The organism is Geminicoccus harenae, assembly GCF_019800005.1.
Lineage (GTDB): Bacteria > Pseudomonadota > Alphaproteobacteria > Geminicoccales > Geminicoccaceae > Geminicoccus > Geminicoccus harenae.
The window spans coordinates 18254-37229 of sequence record NZ_JABGCL010000026.1 but is presented as its reverse complement, the minus strand read 5'-3'; the positions used below and the strand labels follow the sequence as shown (position 1 = coordinate 37229).

The window sequence follows — 18976 nt, the reverse complement described above, 5'->3', positions numbered from 1 at the left end:
TCAAGGGTCTGACCGGCAAGCTCGCCATCGCCACCGTCGCGATGGTGCTGGTCGCTGCGACCACGGCCGGCAATGCCTGGCTGATCGAGCCGATCCTGGACAAGGTCTTCCTGGAACGCGACAGCACCATGCTGGCGCTGGTGCCGCTGGCCGTGCTGGCGCTGGCGCTGGTCAAGGGCCTGGCCTCGTTCGTGCAGGACCGGATGATGGCGGATGCCGGCAACCGCGTGGTCGCCGACATCCAGGCCCGGCTGTTCCGCCATACGATCCGCGCCGATCTCGGCTTCTTCGTGACCGAGGGGACCGGCGGGCTGATCTCGCGGATCACCTATGACGTCGCCGCCCTGCGGGTGGCGCTCACCTCGGTGCTGACCGGCATGGCCCGCGACGGGCTGTCGGTGATCTTCCTGGTGGCGCTGATGTTCTACCAGGACTGGAAGCTCGCCGCGATCGCCTTCCTGGGCTTCCCGCTCGCCTACTGGCCGATCACCCGGCTGGGCAAGCGGGTGCGCAAGGTGGTGGGCCAGGCCCAGGCGCAGATGGGCCGGATCACCGGCCGGCTGGAGCAGACCTTCCAGGGGGTGCGCCAGGTCAAGGCCTATGACCGCGAGGACTTCGAGATCGAGCGGATCGACGGGCTGATCGAGGGCCAGTACCAGTTCCAGCTCAAGGCCGCCCGGATCCGCGCCGCCACCGCACCGGTCATGGAAACGCTGGGTGGCATCGCGATCGCCGCGGTGATCGGCTATGGCGGCAGCCAGGTGCTGGCCGGTAATACCACGCCCGGCACCTTCTTCAGCTTCATCACGGCCCTGCTCATGGCCTACCAGCCGCTCAAGAGCATCGCCAAGCTGAACAATGCCCTGCAGGAAGGCTTGGCCGCGGCCGACCGGGTCTATGCCGTGATCGACCGCCCGTCCGAGATCGAGGACCAGCCCGGTGCCCGCGTCCTCGCGAAGGTGCAGGGCCATGTCCGCTTCGAGGACGTGCATTTCGCCTATCATGAGCGCGTGCCGGCCATTCAGGGCCTGAGCCTGGACATCCCGCCCGGTAGCACCGTGGCGCTGGTCGGGCCGTCGGGCTCGGGCAAGTCGACCCTGATCAACCTGCTGCTGCGCTTCTGGGAGCCGCAGAAGGGCCGGATCACGATCGACGGCCAGGACATCCGCACGGTGACCCAGGCCTCGCTGCGCGCGCAGATGGCACTGGTCAGCCAGGAAGTGAGCCTGTTCGACGACACGGTCCGGGCCAACATCGCCTATGGCAGGCTGAACGCCACCCAGGACGAGATCGTAGCCGCCGCCACGGCCGCGGCCGCCCACGACTTCATCATGGCGCTGCCGGAAGGCTACGACACCCGGATCGGCGGCTCGGGCATCCGGCTCTCCGGCGGCCAGCGGCAGCGCCTCTCCATCGCGCGAGCCATGCTGAAGAAGGCGCCGATCCTGCTGCTGGACGAGGCGACCTCCGCACTGGACACGGAGAGCGAGCGGCAGATCCAGGACGCGCTGGAGCGGCTGATGGTGAACCGCACCACGCTGGTGATCGCCCACCGCCTGTCCACCATCGTGCATGCCGATCGGATCGCGGTCCTGGACCGTGGCCGGATCGTGGAGCTGGGCGACCACGCCTCCCTGGTCCAGGCCGGCGGGATCTATGCCCGGCTCTACCGCCTGCAGTTCGAGGAAGGCAGCAGCGCCGACCTGCCGGAGCGGGACATCCCCGCCCTGCTCAAGGCCTGAGCGGCATGGGCATGCTCAAGCGGATGAGCCGCGATCCGGTCTGGCAGCAGCGCACGGCCCGGGCGATCGCCGGGACCATCGAGTTCCTGGACCGGACCACCCGGATGGAGTTCGAGGCCCATCCCGAGACGCATAGGATCATGGCGAGCGACGAGGGCGTGCTGGCCGGCTACTGGCACGGCCGCCTCATGTTCATGCCGCTGCTCTGGCGGGGCGTACTGCGTGCCGTGGGCAAGGATCCGCGCACGCCCGCCTACTCGCTGAGCAGCCCGCATCGTGACGGTGCCATGATGGCTTCCGCGCTGGACCTGATCGGGGTGAAGGCGATCATGGGTTCCAGCCGCAGCGGCGGCGCCGACGCGTTCCGGGAGATCCGCCGGCGCGTGAAGGACGGCAACAGCATCGCGGTCGCCGTGGATGGCGGCAAGGGCCCGCGCCAGCGGGTCCAGGGCGGCATCATGCTGCTGGCCAAGCACAGCGGCTGCCCGGTAATACCCACGGCGGGTTCGTGTCGCTGGGGAAAGCAGTTGAATACCTGGGACCGGATGCTGATCCCGACCCCCTGGACCAGGGGCGTGCTGCTCATGGGCGCGCCGATTCGCGTACCGAAGGATGCGGACCGGGACGAGATCCTCCGGCTGGAACAGCAGTTCGAGGACGCGCTGAACACGCTCATGGACGAGGCCGACCGGCGCTGTGGACGGGCGCCCACCCCGCCGGCACCCAGGCCTGCCACGGGCGATCCCGCGCCCGCCTGATGCTGCTGGACGTCTGGCGCCTCACCACCCGGCTGGCGGCCCCGCTGGTCCGCCTCCATCTGCAGCGCCGGCGGCGGCGCGGCAAGGAGCACCCGGAGCGCTGGCCCGAGCGGCTGGCGATCGACGCCACGCCGCGCCCGGCCGGCCGGCTGGTCTGGCTGCATGCCGCGAGCGTGGGCGAATCGCTTTCCATCCTGCCGCTGCTGGACGGGCTGATCCAGCAGCGCCCGGACCTGCGCTTTCTCGTCACCACCGGCACGGTGACCTCGGCAGCCCTGATGGCAAAAAGGCTGCCGGACGGCGTGCTCCACCGCTTCGCCCCGGTCGACCTGCCCGACGTGGTCGAGCGGTTCCTGGACCGCTGGCGCCCGGACCTGGCGATGATGGTCGAGAGCGAGATCTGGCCGAACATCCTGGCCACGCTCGCCCGCCGCGCCGTGCCGACCGTGCTGGTGAACGCCCGGATGTCCGAGCGGTCGTTCCGGCGCTGGCGACTGGCCGGCAGCTCGATCGCGGCACTGCTGGGCTCGTTCCGGCTGGTGCTGGCGCAGAGCCAGGCCGATGCCGGCCGTCTGGCAGCCCTGGGGGCCGGCCGGGTGGTGACGCCCGGCAATCTGAAATATGCGGCGCCGCCGCTGCCCGCGGACGAGGGCGAGCTGGGGGCGCTGCGCAGCGCGCTGGCCGGGCGGCCGGCCTGGCTTGCCGCCAGCACCCATGACGGCGAGGAACTGGCGGCCGGCCAGGTGCATCGGGCACTCCAGGGCAGCTTTCCCGACCTCGTCACGGTCGTGGTGCCCCGCCATCCCGACCGGGGCCAGGCGATCACCCAGAGCCTCACGAGTGCCGGGCTGCCGGTGGCGCAGCGTTCGGCAGGCCAGCCGCCGCAGGCCGGCGCCGTCTATGTCGCGGACACGCTGGGCGAGCTCGGCCTGTTCTATCGCGCCTGCCCGCTCGTGTTCGTCGGCGGCTCGCTGGTGCGCCATGGCGGGCAGAACCCGCTGGAGCCGGCGAGGCTCGGCTGTGCCGTGCTGCTGGGCCCGCATGTCTGGAACTTCGACGAGATCGCCCGGGGCATGATCGCGGGCGGCGCGGCGCTCCAGGTCGACAGCGAGGCGGCGCTGGCCGAGCAGGTCGGCCGGCTGCTGGCCGATCCTGGCCGGGTGCACACGATCGGCCGGGCCGCCTGCCGGTTCGCCGAGGAGCGTGCCGGGGTGCTGGAACGCATGCTCGCCGCCCTGGCCCCGGTGCTGCCGACGCCCCCATGAAGCCGCCGGCGTTCTGGACCGAAGGCGGCCCGCTCGCTGCATTGCTGACCCCGCTCGGCAGCCTGTATGGCCGGATCGTCACCCACCGCGCCTCCCGGCCAGGCACGCGGCTGGACGTGCCGGTCTTATGCATCGGCAACGCCACGCTGGGCGGCAGCGGCAAGACCCCGGTCGTGCGCTCGCTGGCGCGCATCCTGGCCGAGGAGTTCAACCTCGCACCCCATGTCGTGACCCGCGGCTATGGGGGCCGGGTGCGCAGCACCACCCGGGTCGATCCGGCCTCCCACGATGCCGCCGCCGTGGGCGACGAGCCGTTGCTGCTCGCCCGCGACGCCGTGGTCTGGGTGGGGCAGGACCGCCTTGCCAGCGCCCGTGCCGCGGTCGCGGCCGGTGCCGGGTTCATCCTGATGGATGACGGGTTCCAGAATGCCGGCCTGGCCAAGTCCGCCTCCTGGCTGGTGGTGGACGGGCCGGCCGGGATCGGCAACGGCCGGGTTTTCCCGGCCGGACCGTTGCGCGAGCGCTTTGCCGATGCCGTCCTGCGGGCGGAGGCGCTGGTGATGATCGGCCCCGACCGCCAGCTTCTCGGCGAACAGTCCAGCCTGCCCGTGCTGGCGGCCGAGTTGCACCATCCCCAAGAAGCACTGGCGGAGCTGAAGGGGCGGCCGCTCCTGGCCTTCGCCGGGATCGGCCGGCCGGCCAAGTTCTTCGAGAGCCTGACCGTTGCGGGCCTCCATCTCGTCGGCACCCGGGCTTTCCCCGACCACCACCCGTTTACCGAAGCGGAGCTCCACGGGCTGCACGATGCGGCCGGACGATCGGGCGCCACGCTGGTCACCACCGAGAAGGATCTGGTCCGCCTGCCGCCCGGGCAGCGACGGGGCATCGTTACGATGCCCGTTACAATTTGTTGGCGGAACCGGGAGATGGTTCGCGGCTTGTTGAGAGGATTGATCGCACCTGTGTCGACGCGCTGACGCGCCACCCGGGTCGAGGTGCGGCAGTCGCCTTCAGGACCCGAGCTCTCGCGGAGGCAGCAGGATGAGTATGATCGACACCATGTCGGCGCAGCGCGCGGACCGCCGCTTCGTACAGGGTGCCATGGCTGCCCCGATGCTCGCTCGGGAACACGAGCTGGAATTGGCGCGGCGCTGGCGTGAAAACAATGACCAGGCCGCACTTCACGAACTCGTGACTTCGTATTTACGGCTCGTCGTGGCGACCGCCGGCCGCTACCGCAACTACGGCCTGCCCATGCCCGATCTGGTGCAGGAGGGCATGGTCGGACTGATGCAGGCCGCCGCCCGTTTCGAGCCGGAGCGGGATGTCCGCTTCTCGACCTATGCCGCCTGGTGGATCCGCTCGGCCATGCAGGACTTCGTGCTGCGCAACTGGTCGATCGTGCGCACCGGCACCACGGCCGCGCAGAAGTCGCTGTTCTTCAACCTGCGCCGGCTGCGCGCCCGCATCGATGGCGGGCGCAAGCAGCAGATGGACGACGACGACCGGGCGGCGATCGCCCAGGAGCTGGATGTCGGCATCGCCGACGTGATCGCCATGGAGCACCGGCTCTCGGCCGCGGACCAGTCGCTGAACGCGCCGGTGGGCCTCGAAGGCGAGAGCGTCGGCCAGGACTTCATCGCCGACGAGCGGCCCAACCCGGAGGAGGCACTGGCCGACGGCCATGACAGCCGCACCCGCACCCACTGGATCGCCAGCTCCCTGGCGACCCTGTCGGAGCGCGAGCAGATCATCATCCGCGAGCGGCGCCTGCGCGAGGAAGGCTCGACCCTGGAGGAGCTCGGCCGCAAGCTCGGCATCAGCAAGGAGCGGGTCCGGCAGATCGAGCACCGCGCCCTGCAGAAGCTGAAGAACGCGCTGCTCCAGCGGGTCAAGGACCCGGCCGACGAGGCGATCCTGGTGGGTGCCTTCGCCTGATCCTGCCTAACGACGTTTTTCCAGCGAGCGGCGTCCCTGGCGGGCGCCGCTCGCGGTGCTTCTGACGACCCTGCCCATCCCGCCGCAGCCCGCGGCACCGGCTGGCGGCCGCCGCGGTCAGTGCCCCTCTGACGTCACCTCGGAAAGCATGATCCGGCCCGGCCTCGTGCCGTCGTTTCGGCAGTTGGCGGCCGGACCTGTCAGCCGCTATCTGGCGGCCATAGGGCGCGGCCGGCAACGACGATCCACCAAATCCTCGCCGATTTCACGGAACCGCCGCGGCCTTTCTGCTGGGGAGTGCAATGGCGCGCGAAGAGTTCGACTTCATCGTGGCAGGCGGCGGATCGTCCGGCTGCGTGGCTGCGGCCAAGCTGGCGGCAGTCGGCAACCATCGGGTGCTCCTGCTGGAAGCCGGCCATTCCCATCGTCACCCGCTGCTCGACATGCCGCCTGGCATCTTCAAGATGATCAACGGCAGCAAATACATGCGCTACCATACCACGGTGCCGCAGGAGCACCTGGACGGCCGCGCGCACGACATCCCGCAGGCCAACGTGCTGGGCGGCGGCTCCTCGGTGAACGCGCAGGTCTATATCCGCGGCCGGCCCTCCGACTATGACGAATGGCACGATCTCCTGCGCGGCAACAACGATGGCGCGGACTGGAGCTGGCAGGCGGTGCTGCGCCACTTCCGCGGCATGGAGGGCAACAACCGCCTCCATGACGCGCGCCATGGCGCGGACGGTCCGCTGCTCGTCTCCGACCCCGGCCACGTCAACGACTTCTCGCGCTGGTTTCTCCAGTCGGTCCAGGCCCTGGGCGTGCCCTACAACCACGACTTCAACGGCGAGAGCCAGTACGGGGTCGGCCTCTACCAGTTCATGAACCGCAGCGGCCGGCGCAGCAGTGCCGCCTATGCCTTCCTGGCACCGCTCGAGGGCGATCCCCGCCTGACGGTCCGGCTGAACGCCGAGGTGACCCGGATCATCGTGGAGAACGGCCGGGCGGTGGGCGTGGCCTACCGGCACAAGGGCGAGGAGCGGGTCGCCCATGCCCGGGGCGAGGTGGTGCTGTCCGCCGGGTCGCTGGTGAGCCCGAAGCTCCTGATGCTCTCGGGCATCGGGCCGGCCGACCAGTTGCGGGAGCACGGCATCGCCTGCCAGGTCGACCTGCCGGGCGTGGGCGAGAACCTGATCGACCATCCGGAAGTGCCGATGACCGCAGTCGCGAACGGCCGCTACGGCTACTTCAAGGAAGGGGTCGGCTGGCGGATGCTGCGCAACGGCCTGCAGTTCAAGCTGTTCGGCACTGGCCCGGTCACCTCGGCCGGCGTGGAGGCCGGTGCCTTCGTCAATCCGGCCGATCCGGACGCACCGCCGACCATCCAGGCCTTCTGCGTGCCGATCGTGTATCTGGACCGCGACACCCGCAACACCATGCAGGACACGTACGGCCTGACCATCACCACGGTGGTGGTGAAGCCGAAGTCACGCGGCACGGTCCGCCTGCGCTCCGCCGATCCTGCGGCCATGCCGCTGGTGTCGCCGAACCTGCTGAAGGACGAGCAGGACATGGCGGAGATGATGGCGGGCCAGCGCTTCTTCCTGCGGGTGTTCCGCACCAGCCCGGTGGCCGAGCGGATCGAGCGCATCGCCCTGCCCGATACCGCGGAACCGGACGACGAGGCCCTGCGCCGCCATTGCCGGCGCTTCGTGAAGACCAACTACCACCCGGCCGGAACCTGCAGGATGGGCGCCGACGGCGACCCGATGGCGGTGCTGGACGCCAAGATGCGGGTCCGGGGCGTGGACGGCCTGCGGGTGTGCGACCTGTCCGCGGTGCCGAACATCAACGCCGGCAACACCAACGCCCCGGCGATGATGCTGGGCGACCGCTGCTCGGACTTCATCATGGGCCGCTGAAGGGGCGAGGATGCCCCGGCCGTCCCGGATGACATCATGCCTCCGGTACGGCCGTTCAGCGATGATCGCAGGGCTGCACCTCGACCGTGACGTGGGAGAGCTGCCGAAGATGCGCCACCTTCGCCTTGTAGTGGGCGGGTGGCTGCGGCTGGTCGGAGACCAGCGCCACAATCGCCGCCATGTGCCCTGGCCCCACCCGCCAAAGATGCAGGTCGGTGACCCGGTCGTCGCCCTGCTCCAGGGCTGAAGTGATCCGCTGGGCCAGCGCCTCGTCCGGCATCATGTCGAGCAGGACCGCGCCGGCATCACGCATGAGGCCCCAGGACCAGCGGGCGATCACGACGCTGCCGACGATGCCCATGAGCGGGTCCATCCAGAACCAGCCGTAGAACCGTCCGGCGAGCAGGGCGGCAATCGCCAGAACCGAGGTGAGCGCGTCGGTCAGCACATGGAGGTAGGCGGCGCGCAGGTTGTGGTCGTGATGATGGCCGTGCCCGTGCCCGTGATCATGCGCGTGGCCGTGGCCGTGATCGACAGAGGGGTGGTCGCCCGGCCGGTGCAGCAGCCAGGCGCTCACCAGGTTGACCACCAGCCCGAGCACCGCCACGAGGATGGCTTCCTCGAACCGGATCGGCACGGGCGAAGCCAGCCGGATGGCCGATTCCACCGCGACCAGCAGTGCGACTACCGCCAGGATGAGCGCGCTGGCGAAGCCGGCGAGATCACCGAGCTTGCCGGTGCCGAAGGTGAAGCGCCGGTCCTCGGCATGGCGGCGGGCATAGAGATAGGCCAGCGCCGCGATCCCGAGGGCGCCGGCATGGGTCGCCATGTGGAAGCCGTCGGCCAGCAGCGCCATCGAGCCGAACGCCCAGCCGGCCAGGATCTCCGCGACCATCATGGCTGCGGTCAGTGCCACCACCGCCCAGGTGCGGCGCTCGTTGCGGGCATGGTCCGCACCAAGGAACACATGGCCGTGCCGCCAGCCCTCGACCGAGTTCGTGTGCATGGCCCCCACCCCAAGAACGGTCCGCGATCGTGCAGTTCCCCGGACAGCCATGGCTGGAGCAGGCCGCCAGGGCTTCAGCTCGCGTCCACCCACTCGTCGCCCAGCAGTTCCGGCGTGTCGAATGCGATCAGGTTCGCAAAATGGCGCTCCCGGTCGGCCACGAACAGGGCGCGGGCGATGCCCCTGGCCAGCCGGTCCGCCCCTTCGCTGACCGCCGGGATGTCACCGCTCAGCTTGCCGTGGCTCATCGTGGCCGGATAGTTGAAGCAGTGCAGGCGCGCCAGGGCAGGCGCACTGCCCGGCACCTTCTCCTGGAACTCGAAGACGGGGCCCAGGTCCGGCGAGAAGGCGAGCTCGGCATGATGCATGCCGGGGCCGTCGAACCGGTCGCGCCACAGCCGGATGTGCGGGGCGAACTCCGCCAGCTCCGGCCGCCGCTCCAGATCGAGCATGAACCCGGTGCCGGCGATCAGGAAGTCCAGCTCATAGCTGGCCCTGGGTGTCCGCACCCGGAGGCGGCCGTCCTCGGCCGTCACGTCCTCCAGCGGGCTCGCCAGATGGAAGAACGCGTTGGGGTGGCGGGACACCCGCAGCACGCTGTCGCGCGGCGGCGGGGTCTGGGTGGTCAGGACGTGGTCCAGGAACTTCGCCTTCCACGCGTCCGGGAGGCCGGCGAAGCCGTGCACCACGCCGGGGCTGCCGATGCCGGTGAACTTGTTGATCCGCGGCAGGTCGGCGCGGCGGACGAAGACATGGACACGCCCGGCACCGGCCTCCAGTGCGGCCGCGGCATTGTCGATCGCCGAGGCGCCGGCGCCCACCACGCCCACCGCCTTGCCGGCCAGGGCCGCAAAGTCGATCGGATCGGCGGAATGGGCCCAGAACCGCCGGTCGAGTCGTGCGATCATCTCCGGGACATAAGGGCCGCCCAGCCCGTCGCGGCCGGTCGCCAGCACGACATGGCGGGCATAGGCGGTCCGGCCATGCCCGTCCCGCTCCAGGGTCAGCGCGAACAGCTCGTCCCCGGCAGTGCGGATCGAGCGTACCTCGACGCCGTTCTCGACCGGCAGATCCAGCACCCGGCGGTACCAGACCAGGTACTCCATCCACTGGGTGCGCGGGATCTTGCCGAGGGCGTCCCAGGCGGCCCGGCCGAACTGGCTCTCGTACCAGGCGCGGAAGGTGAGCGCCGGCAGGCCCAGGGCCGGGCCAGTGAGCTGCTTGGGCGAGCGCAGCGTCTCCATCCGGGCGAAGGTGACCCAGGGACCCTCCCCTCCGGCCGGTGCCCGGTCGAGGATGGTGACGTTGGCGATGCCCAGCCGCTTGAGCATGGCGGTGGCGGCAAGGCCGCACATGCCCCCGCCGATGACCGCCACGTCCAGCACGGGCTGCCCGTCATGGGTCCTGGGCGGCACCCAGGGCTTGGCCGGCAGCTCCAGCCAGGCGAGGTCCTGGCGCAGCCTCGCCTCCAGCGCCGCCAGGCCAGAGGGAGGTGCCGCTTCGATGGTCATTGCCCGTCATCCTTGTCGCGGGTCTTTGGCCCGCCCGATTCCAGTCGGCCGGGCTCTCCGGCAAGCTCGTCCGAAGTTCCCTGGCGAAAGCCCGGCAGCAGCGCTGCCGCGGCCGTTGCCAGCGCTGTCACCAGATGCTCGACCGCCGGCGCCGCCGGCCGGCCGAGCGGCAGCACCACGCCCCACAGGAACGGGATCTCGACGTCCAGCGGGCGGATCACCACGCCGTCCAGGGGTGCGCCCAATGCGGTGACCGGCTCGACGATCCCGATCCCGCCGCCCGCCCGGATCAGCGCCAGGGCGGTGGAACTGGCATTGGTGGCGGTGACGGCGGCGGGCACCGTGCCCGATGCGGCGAGCGCCTGGTCGATCCGGCGGCGCAGCCGGTAGGGATTGGCCATCGAGACCAGCCGGCGCCCGGCAAGGTCCCGGATCGCGACTTGCGGCCTGGCCGCGAGCGGATCGTCCGCGGCGAGTGCCGCCACGCAGGGTACACGCCCGCACCAGCGCACCTCGACGCCCGGATGATCGACCGGCAGGCTCGCCAGCCCCAGATCGGCGCTGCGCGACAGGATGGCGCGGACCACCTGCTCGGCGGATGCCGCCTGGAGATGGACCTGAGCGGGCAGCAGGGCCGGATCCAGGCGCGCCAGCGCCAGGGGCACCAGCCCGGCGGCCAGGGCCGGGATCGCCGCGATCTCGATCGCCCGGGGCATGCCCGCAGCGATCGCCTGTGCCCGCTCGTGCAGATGGCGCAGGCCGAACAGCATCCGCTCGGCCTCCTCATGGAACCGGACGCCGAACTCGGTGGGCGCGATCCGCGGGCCGTTGCGGCTGAACAGGGCGAGGCCTAGCGAGGCCTCCAGTTCCTGAATCGCCCGGGTCACGGCCGGCTGGGAACGCTGCAGCAGCCGCGCGGCAGCGGTGATGCTGCCCGCCGACATCACCGCGACGAACGCTTCGAGCTGCCCTGGATCGACCGCTGGAGAATGCATGTTTTGAATTAATGCTGTTGCATTATGCCGATCAAGCATGAAGATGGCCGGGTCGGGTGTGAGGAGGTCCGCGATGACGGCGGGTGTCGCCGCGATAGCGGCGGACGATGCGGCGCTGGTGGGTCAGGAGCCGTGGCTGGCGGGCGCCAGCGAGGTCGGCCGGGACGAGCGCGCCTGGATGGACCGGGCGGTGGCGCTGATCGACGCCGACCAGCGGCGCTCGGCCGATACCCACCTGCTCCGGCTCGAGACCAAGCTTGCCGGCATCGACCTGTACCTGAAGGACGAGTCGACCCATCCGACCGGCAGCCTCAAGCACCGGCTCGCCCGCTCGCTGTTCCTCTACGGCCTGTGCAACCGCAAGATCCGTCCCGGCCGCCCGGTGGTCGAGGCTTCTTCCGGCTCGACCGCGGTGTCCGAAGCCTATTTTGCCCGCATGATCGGCGTGCCGTTCTATGCAGTGGTCCCGCAGACGACCTCCTGCGACAAGATCGCGGCGATCGAGCATCATGGCGGCATCTGCCATTTCGTGTGCGGCTCGGCGTCCATCTATGATGAGGCCGCTGCCTTGGCCCGGCGCCTGGGCGGCCACTATCTCGACCAGTTCACCTTCGCGGAGCGCGCCACCGACTGGCGCGGCAACAACAACATCGCCGAATCGATCTTCGGGCAGATGCGGCTGGAGCCGTACCCGGTCCCGGCCTGGATCGTGATGAGCGCCGGCACCGGCGGCACCACCGCCACCATCGGCCGCTATATCGGCCTCAAGCGCCACCCCACTCGCCTGCTCTGCGCCGATCCCGAGTTCTCCGCCTTCTTCGACGGCTATCGCTCAGGGGATGCGGCGGCCACCTGCCGGTGCCCCTCCACGATCGAGGGCATCGGCCGGCCGCGGGTCGAGCCGTCCTTCATCCCCGAGGTGGTGGACGAGATGGTCAAGGTGCCGGACGCCGCGTCCTTGGGTGCGATGCGGGTGCTCTCGCGCCGGCTCGGCCGCCGGGTCGGCGGCTCCACCGGCACCAACTTCTTCGCCCTGTGCTGGAAGGCATCCCAGATGCGGCAGCAGGGCCGGACCGGCTCGCTCGTCTCGCTGATCTGCGATGCCGGCGAGCGCTACAGCAAGACCTATTACTGCCAGGACTGGCTGACCGAACGCTCCATCGACACGTCCGGCTTCGAGGCCATCATCGAGCGCTTCCTTGACGGCGGCGCCTTCACGCATGAACCGGTCGACGCCCGGCACGCCACCGGCAGCATCAGCCGCCCCATTTCGGACCCGATCGCATGACCACCATCGAGAACCTGCTCGGCGCCGATGCCGGCCTGGCCACGCTGCTCGACCAGCGCCGCACCATCATGGAACTGACGGAAGCCAGCGGCACGGCCGTGCTGACGCCGCGCGAGCCGGGCGGCCTGCCCCACGGCCTGCGCGCCGCGATCGCACTGCGTGCCGCGGCCGCCGTCCAGGACGAGGAACTGATGGCACACTACCGGGCCAGGCTCGAAGCCTGCCCGGGCGGCGTGAGCTTCGCCACGTTCGCCGTACCTGGAACCATGCCCGAGGATACCCGCCTGGCCGCGATCCTGCGCCATGCCGACCTGCTGACCGTCGAACCCCGGGGGGCGACCCGAGACGACATCGAGGGGCTCAAGGCCGCCGATGTCACCGAGCCGGACATCGTGCGCCTGGCCGAGCTCTGCGCGTTTCTCGCCTACCAGGCACGGCTGCTGATGGGCCTCCGACTGCTGAGGAATGCATGATGAGCGAGGTCGTCCACGCGTTCACCGCAAAGATCCCGGTCTGGCGCCCCTATGTCACCCCGGTCGACCCGGCCCAGGCGACCGAGGAGCAGCGGGACGCGCTGAAGGTCACGCCGTCCAACACCAAGGTGTCGGACTATGTGCTGGTGCTGGCGCACGATCCCGAATCGCTGACCCACCGCACGCCCCTGTTCAATGCCATCATGTATGGCGCTGGCGGCCTGTCGCGGGCCGAGCGCGAGCTGGGCGCCATCGGCGCCTCGGTGGTCAACCGCTGCATCTACTGCGCGGCCGTCCATGCCAGCCGCTACAACCAGTTGACCAAGTCGACGGAGCTGGTGGAGGAGGTGTTCCGCGCTGGCGCAGATGCCCGCCTGCCGGCCCGCGAGCAGGCCATCTACGACTTCGCCGTGAAGCTCTCGCGCTGCCCGCCAGAGGCGGGTGCCGCCGATGTCGAGCGGCTGCGCGCGGCTGGCCTGAGCGAACTGGAGATCCTCGACCTGGTGCTGGCCATCGCGATCTTCGGCTGGGCCAACCGGCTGATGCACACGCTGGGCGAGCCGGTCGCCGGGTCGGACTGAGGGGTGCTGGAGGCCATGCGGTGGCCGGCAGGGCAGATGCTCGTGGAGATGGGACAGAATAGGCGGCAGCAGTAGTTCAGCCCGATCCAGATCCCGACAAGTACCGATGCACGCGACCCTCCTGACTTTGCCAGGAGGGAAGCATTTCCTGCGCACCGGTTCAAGTCGACGTTTTCAGGCAGGCATCCCGTGCCCGCTGCCCTCTTGTTGACGACTTGTCGCACCAGCGTTACGATTTTCGTCAGGACGGCCTGACCGGCCCCTCGGCCGGAAGCCGGCCGCCCCAGCGCCCATCAGACATCGAGGTTCGTTTCATGCAGGTGGCTATTCTCGGCGCAGGAGCGATCGCCTATGGGACCGCTGCCCTGCTCCGCAGCCATGGCCACGGCGTGCGCCTCTGGTCGCCGTCGGGGCAGCGTGGCCAAGCACTGGAGAATGGCCCGCTGATCGCCAAGGGTGCCCTGGAAGGCCGGTTCGAGGTCGGGGTCGCGAAGAGCTGCGCGGACGTCCTGGACGGCGCCGAGGTCGCGATCGTGGCCCTGCCCGCCAACGGCCATCGCGCCGTGATCGAGGCGGCCGCACCGCATCTGCGGGCCGACCAGACCGTGATCTTCTCCTCGCACGCCTCGTTCGGCGCACTCTACCTGGACCGGCTGCTGGCCGATCGCGGCGTCCGCCTGCCGATCATCGTCTGGGGCACCACGGTCGTCACCGGCCGCCAGCCGCAGGACGACACGGTGACGGTCAACACGGTCCGCGCCAAGGTCGACTTCGCCACCTTGCCAGCCGCGCATGGCGAGCAGAGCCGGGCCCTGTGCACCACGCTGTTCGGCGACCGGTTCGTCCTGCGCGACGGGCTGCTGGCGATCGCGCTGAGCAATCTCAATCCCCAGAACCACCTGGGGATCGCGATGTTCAACCTGACCCGGATGGAGCGCGGCGAGACCTGGGGCCAGGGCGAGAACGTCACGCCGCTGGTGGGCCGCCTCCTGGAGCAGCTCGACCTGGAGCGTCTGGCGATCGCTCAAGTGCTGGGCCTGTCGGTGCGCACCATCTTCGAGCATTTCCATCTTTCCTTCCACGTGCCGGTCGCCAGCATCTCCGAGATGAACCAGCAGATGCATGCCGAAGGGCGCGGCGGCTTCGGCCCCACCACCGCGCAGAGCCGCTACGTGCTGGAGGACGTCCCGTTCGGGCTGGTGCCGACCGCCCTGCTCGGACGGCTGGTCGGCCGGCCGGCGAAGCTGCACGAGGCCGGCATCACCCTCCTGTCCGGCGCCTATGGCCGCGACTTCACCGCGGACAACGACCTCCTGCCGGTCAGCGGCGTGGAAGGCCGCGGGATCGACGAGCTGGTGCGGCTGTGCCGGGAAGGCTCGGCCGCCTGATCCCTCGCCTTCGGTTTTCAGTGCGTCATTTTCTGGAAGGAAACGCGGTCATGCAGAAGCTCCTGACCCCTCGCCGGACGATCCTGAAGAGTGCCGGGCTCGCGGCCGGCGCGCTCGCGATGCCCAACATCATCCGCAGCGCCCGCGCCCAGGAGAAGGTGGTCAACGTCTGGACCTATGCGAACTTCATCCCGGACGACTTCAAGGCGAAGTTCGAGAACGACACCGGGATCCGGATCCAGATCCGCCTGGTCGACGACCAGGGCAAGGCGTTCAACCTGCTCACCGCCGAGCAGCCCAACCCCAGCGTCGACATCCTGACGATCGCCGGGCACCGCTTCAGCCAGTTCATCACCTCCGGCCTCCTGGAGGCGATCGACACCGACCGGCTGAGCAACTGGAACATCATCAATCCGGTCTATCGTGACAGCGACTGGATCCTGATCGACGGCCAGAAGTGGGGCGTGCCGATCCTGGCCGGCGCGGAGGGCCTGGCCTACAACACCGAGGTGGTGACGCCCGAGGAGGCGGAAAGCTGGGACGTGATGTTCGACCCCAAGTACGAGGGTCAGACCGCCTACATCATCCAGGACTTCATGTCCGTGACCATGCTCTATCTCGGCTATGACGGGAACATGGTCGAGTACAAGGACGACCCGGAGAAGGCCAAGGCGGTGGTCGCCGAGGCGCGCGACTTCCTGATCAAGCACAAGAGCCAGGTCCGCAAGTTCTACGACGGTGGCGCAGAAGTTCAGCAGATGTTCATCAACCAGGACATCGTGCTGGCCCAGGCCTGGTCCGGCCCGATCTCCAAGCTGATCATGGACGGCTTCCCGGTGGCGCTGACCATCCCGAAGCCCGGCAGCTACGGCTTCGTCTACAACTTCAACATCGCCAAGAACGCGCCGAACGCCGACAACGCCTACCAGCTCCTGAACGCGATCCTCGGCTCGCCCGAGGTCGGCACCGCGATGACCCGCTCGTCCGGCTACCTTTCGACCATCGACGGTGCCGCCGACGGCCTGAACGACCTCGAGCGCCGCGCCTCCTCGCTGAGCCAGGAGGAACTGTCGCGCCTGACCTTCTTCAACACCGAGGCCGACCAGCTGAAATACAGCCTGGTCGACCCCGCGGTCGAAGAAATCAAGGCCGCCTGACGTTCACTCGGCGCCGGGCCGGCGCTAAAGGATCGGCCGCACCGGCCTGCCCGTCCTAGCGACGGGCAGGCCTTTTCCCTCAGCAAGGACGGCCCATGGCCACGACCAGCGAGCGTACCGGGAACGACGCTGCCCTCATCCGGCCCCAGGACGGCACCCGCGGCTTCTGGACGCGCCTGACCGGCAATCCGGCCTATCAGCGGGCCAGCGACCTGCTGCTGTCCTCGGACCGCCGCCGGTTCTGGCTCCTGGCCGTGCCCGCCCTGATCTGGATGTTCGGGACCCATCTCGGGCCGATCCTGACCATGATCCGGATCAGCTTCCTGGACTCCTACCCGCCCACCGCGGGCCGCGTCCCCGATGTGACGCTGGAGAACTACCTGCTGTTCTTCCAGGCGCCGAACTACATCACCCCGTTCGTGCGGACCTTCGTCTACTCGACCTGCTACACGCTGCTGACGCTCTCGCTGATGTATCCGATCGCCTATTTCCTGGCGAAGAAGCTCCGTCCCAGCCGGCAGATGCTGTTCCTCCTGCTGCTGCTGGTGCCCTTCTGGGTCGGCGAGATCGTGCGCACCTATGCGATCATGATCCTCCTAGGCAATCGCGGCTTCCTCAACATCGTGCTGATGGGCCTGGGCCTGACCAGCCGGCCGATCCCGTTCATGTATACCGGCTTCTCGCTGGGCATGGGCCTGGTCTACCTGACCTCGCTCTACATGCTGCTGCCGCTCTACGCCTCGCTTGAGAAGATCCCGCGCAACTATCTGGAAGCCGCCGCTGATCTGGGCGCCGGATCCTGGACGCGCTTTCGTAGGGTCACCCTGCCCTTGTCCAAGGACGGGATCGCGTCGGGCTGCGTGCTCGTCTTCCTGATCTCGACCGGCTACTACGCCACGCCCGTCCTGCTGGGCGGGCCCAGCACCACCGTGTTCGCCGAGACGATCGCCGGCTTCTTCCACGTGGCCGGCGACAAATGGCCGGAGGGTGCCGCCTTCTCCACCATCATGCTGCTGGCCTCGCTGGTCACGGTCGGCCTGTTCCTCCGGCTGCTCGGCCGGCGCCGCGGGAGCCTGCTCGGATGATGCGCCCCAGCCAGATCGCGCTCACCACCTTCTACTGGGCGTTCATCGTCTACCTGTTCCTGCCGCTGGCCCTGATGGTGGTCATGGGCTTCAAGGACAGCAACTTCATCGGCTTCCCGATCAATGCCTGGACGACGCGCTGGTACGTCCAGGTCTTCCAGGACACCGCCGTCCTCCAGGCGTTCGGCTACACCCTGCTGATCTCGATCGCGTCCACCGCGCTCTCGCTGGTCATCGGGACCTGGTGCGCGGTGTTCCTGGGCCCGGCCAGATTCTGGGGCCGGGCGCTGGTGTTCGCCGTGATGTGCCTGCCCGCGGTCATCCCGGGCGTGATCTCGGCCATCTCCATGCGGATCTTCATCCGCGCCATCGGCCTCGATCCCGGCACCGGCGCCATCATCCTGGGCCTCACCATCCACAACGTGCCGTTCGTGGCGCTGATGGTGCTCTCGCGCCTGGGCGCCATACCGCGCAGCCAGGTCGAGGCCGCGCGGGACCTGGGGGCCGACAGCCTGGTGGCGTTCCTGCGGGTCACCCTGCCCTTCCTGTTCCCCTCCCTCCTGGGAGCATCGATCTTCTGCATGCTGCTCAGCTTCGACGACTTCGTGCGCGCCTTCTTCCTGGGCGGCTATCAGCCGACCCTGCCGGTGCTGATCTTCGCCGAGCTGCGCTCGGGCATGTCGCCCGCCATCAACGCCATCTCCACCGTGGTCCTGGTCGTGACCGCAGCACTCGGCCTGTGGGCGGAACGCGGCACCCGCCGGCTCAAGGGAACCAGAAGCTGATGCACCGCCAGAGCACCATCGCGCGCTTCACCGACGTCACCAAGCGCTTTGGCAAGAACGTGGCGGTCGGCCGCCTCCATCTGGACATCGCCCAGGGTGAGTTCGTCACCCTGCTGGGGCCGTCGGGCTGCGGTAAGTCCACCACGCTGCGCATGCTGGGCGGCTTCGAGACGCCGGACGAGGGCCGCATCCTCTTGGCCGGGGAGGACGTCACCCGCCTGCCGCCCAACCGGCGCGACGTGAACATGGTCTTTCAGGACTATGCCCTGTTCCCGCACATGACCGTCGCCGGCAACATCGCCTTCGGCCTGGAGCTGCAGGGCCATGGCCGCGGCGCGATCGACGCGCGGGTCAGCGAGCTTCTGGAGCTGGTCCAGCTCGGCAGCTTCCGCGACCGGATGCCGGACCAGCTCTCCGGTGGCCAGCGCCAGCGCGTGGCGCTGGCCAGGGCCCTTGCCCGCGAGCCCAAGCTGCTCCTGCTCGACGAGCCGCTGGGTGCCCTCGACGCCAAGCTGCGCGGCCAGGTCCAGATCGAGCTGAAGGCGCTGCAGCAGCGCACCGGCAAGACCTTCCTGTTCGTCACCCACGACCAGGAAGAGGCGCTGACCATGTCCGACCGGATCATCGTGATGAATGCCGGGCGCATCGAGCAGGACGGCACGCCGGAGGAACTCTACCACCAGCCGCGCAGCCGGTTCGTCGCCGACTTCATCGGCGAGACCAACCTGTTCGCCTGCCAGGTCCGGGGCAGCGAGGATGGGCTGGCCGTGCTGGACTGGAACGGCATCCTCCTGCGCGCCGCCGGGTCGCCGGATGGCCGCACCAGCGTCGAGGCGGCGCTCCGGCCGGAAAGCATCCGGCTCTCGACCGAGCGGCCTGACCAAGCGAACGCGCTGCGGATGCGGATCGCGCGCCGCGTCTTCAAGGGCAGCCGGATCGACCTCGACCTGGAGGCCCAGGACGGCGACGTCCGGCTGAAGGCATCCGCCGACCCTGCCGCCATCGAGGCGCTCACCGGCGACACGGTCTGGGCATCATGGGACCCGGCCCGTCTGGCGATCCTGCAGGCCTGAACCCGACTC

Annotated in this window: 17 protein-coding genes; 14 read left to right on the top strand and 3 right to left on the bottom strand. The window is 69.4% G+C overall.

Annotated elements, in window-relative coordinates:
* Positions 1–41: 41 nt before the first annotated feature.
* From HLA95_RS20610 to HLA95_RS20585, 6 genes are all read left to right on the top strand, one after another.
* Positions 42–1742 carry an ABC transporter ATP-binding protein gene (locus HLA95_RS20610; protein ID WP_255513258.1) on the top strand — a complete coding sequence of 567 codons (1701 nt, stop codon included), beginning with the start codon at positions 42–44 and terminating at the stop codon, positions 1740–1742.
* Between the two features lie 23 nt (positions 1743–1765).
* Positions 1766–2500: a lysophospholipid acyltransferase family protein gene (locus tag HLA95_RS20605; RefSeq protein WP_191061221.1), complete on the top strand. Its 735-nt coding sequence runs from the start codon at positions 1766–1768 to the stop codon at positions 2498–2500.
* Complete coding sequence (locus tag HLA95_RS20600) at positions 2500–3765, top strand: 3-deoxy-D-manno-octulosonic acid transferase (RefSeq protein ID WP_222184357.1); 1266 nt, start codon at positions 2500–2502, stop codon at positions 3763–3765. The genes HLA95_RS20605 and HLA95_RS20600 overlap by 1 nt, the downstream gene beginning before the upstream one ends.
* Positions 3762–4742 carry a tetraacyldisaccharide 4'-kinase gene (gene lpxK / locus HLA95_RS20595; RefSeq protein ID WP_222184355.1) on the top strand — a complete coding sequence of 327 codons (981 nt, stop codon included), beginning with the start codon at positions 3762–3764 and terminating at the stop codon, positions 4740–4742. Before HLA95_RS20600 ends, lpxK begins: the two co-directional genes overlap by 4 nt.
* Before the next feature lie 64 nt (positions 4743–4806).
* The gene (locus HLA95_RS20590; RefSeq protein WP_191060293.1) at positions 4807–5703 is read left to right on the top strand and encodes an RNA polymerase factor sigma-32; all 897 of its coding nucleotides are present in this window, start codon (positions 4807–4809) and stop codon (positions 5701–5703) included.
* A gap of 302 nt (positions 5704–6005) precedes the next feature.
* Complete coding sequence (locus HLA95_RS20585; RefSeq protein ID WP_191060292.1) at positions 6006–7625, top strand: GMC family oxidoreductase; 1620 nt, start codon at positions 6006–6008, stop codon at positions 7623–7625.
* A 55-nt stretch (positions 7626–7680) separates the two neighbouring features.
* Here HLA95_RS20585 and dmeF read toward each other — a convergent pair whose 3' ends face one another.
* The 3 genes from dmeF to HLA95_RS20570 form a co-directional block, all read right to left on the bottom strand.
* Positions 7681–8631, bottom strand: coding sequence for a CDF family Co(II)/Ni(II) efflux transporter DmeF (gene dmeF / locus HLA95_RS20580; RefSeq protein WP_191060291.1), 951 nt, complete (start codon positions 8629–8631; stop codon positions 7681–7683).
* A 74-nt stretch (positions 8632–8705) separates the two neighbouring features.
* Positions 8706–10142: an NAD(P)-binding domain-containing protein gene (locus tag HLA95_RS20575; protein ID WP_191060290.1), complete on the bottom strand. Its 1437-nt coding sequence runs from the start codon at positions 10140–10142 to the stop codon at positions 8706–8708.
* Positions 10139–11137 carry a LysR family transcriptional regulator gene (locus HLA95_RS20570; protein ID WP_222184353.1) on the bottom strand — a complete coding sequence of 333 codons (999 nt, stop codon included), beginning with the start codon at positions 11135–11137 and terminating at the stop codon, positions 10139–10141. The genes HLA95_RS20575 and HLA95_RS20570 overlap by 4 nt, the downstream gene beginning before the upstream one ends.
* Positions 11138–11315: 178 nt before the next feature.
* Between HLA95_RS20570 and HLA95_RS20565 the strand changes: the two genes are divergently transcribed.
* The 8 genes from HLA95_RS20565 to HLA95_RS20530 all read left to right on the top strand — a co-directional run bounded on the left by HLA95_RS20565 (position 11316) and on the right by HLA95_RS20530 (position 18967).
* Positions 11316–12425 carry a PLP-dependent cysteine synthase family protein gene (locus HLA95_RS20565; RefSeq protein WP_223861778.1) on the top strand — a complete coding sequence of 370 codons (1110 nt, stop codon included), beginning with the start codon at positions 11316–11318 and terminating at the stop codon, positions 12423–12425.
* Positions 12422–12898: a hypothetical protein gene (locus HLA95_RS20560; protein WP_222184351.1), complete on the top strand. Its 477-nt coding sequence runs from the start codon at positions 12422–12424 to the stop codon at positions 12896–12898. The genes HLA95_RS20565 and HLA95_RS20560 overlap by 4 nt, the downstream gene beginning before the upstream one ends.
* Positions 12898–13479 carry a peroxidase-related enzyme gene (locus HLA95_RS20555; RefSeq protein ID WP_191058172.1) on the top strand — a complete coding sequence of 194 codons (582 nt, stop codon included), beginning with the start codon at positions 12898–12900 and terminating at the stop codon, positions 13477–13479. Before HLA95_RS20560 ends, HLA95_RS20555 begins: the two co-directional genes overlap by 1 nt.
* 314 nt (positions 13480–13793) lie before the next feature.
* The gene (locus tag HLA95_RS20550; RefSeq protein WP_191058171.1) at positions 13794–14867 is read left to right on the top strand and encodes an NAD/NADP-dependent octopine/nopaline dehydrogenase family protein; all 1074 of its coding nucleotides are present in this window, start codon (positions 13794–13796) and stop codon (positions 14865–14867) included.
* 50 nt (positions 14868–14917) lie between these two features.
* Entirely contained in the window at positions 14918–16024 is a 1107-nt protein-coding gene (locus HLA95_RS20545) for an ABC transporter substrate-binding protein (protein ID WP_191058170.1), read from the top strand.
* Between the two features lie 95 nt (positions 16025–16119).
* Positions 16120–17109, top strand: a complete 990-nt coding sequence (locus tag HLA95_RS20540; RefSeq protein ID WP_191058169.1) for an ABC transporter permease — start codon at positions 16120–16122, stop codon at positions 17107–17109.
* A complete protein-coding gene (locus HLA95_RS20535; RefSeq protein WP_191058168.1) occupies positions 17106–17894 on the top strand; it encodes an ABC transporter permease in 789 nt (262 codons plus the stop codon). The genes HLA95_RS20540 and HLA95_RS20535 overlap by 4 nt, the downstream gene beginning before the upstream one ends.
* Positions 17894–18967 carry an ABC transporter ATP-binding protein gene (locus HLA95_RS20530; RefSeq protein WP_191058167.1) on the top strand — a complete coding sequence of 358 codons (1074 nt, stop codon included), beginning with the start codon at positions 17894–17896 and terminating at the stop codon, positions 18965–18967. The genes HLA95_RS20535 and HLA95_RS20530 overlap by 1 nt, the downstream gene beginning before the upstream one ends.
* Positions 18968–18976 lie beyond the last annotated feature (9 nt).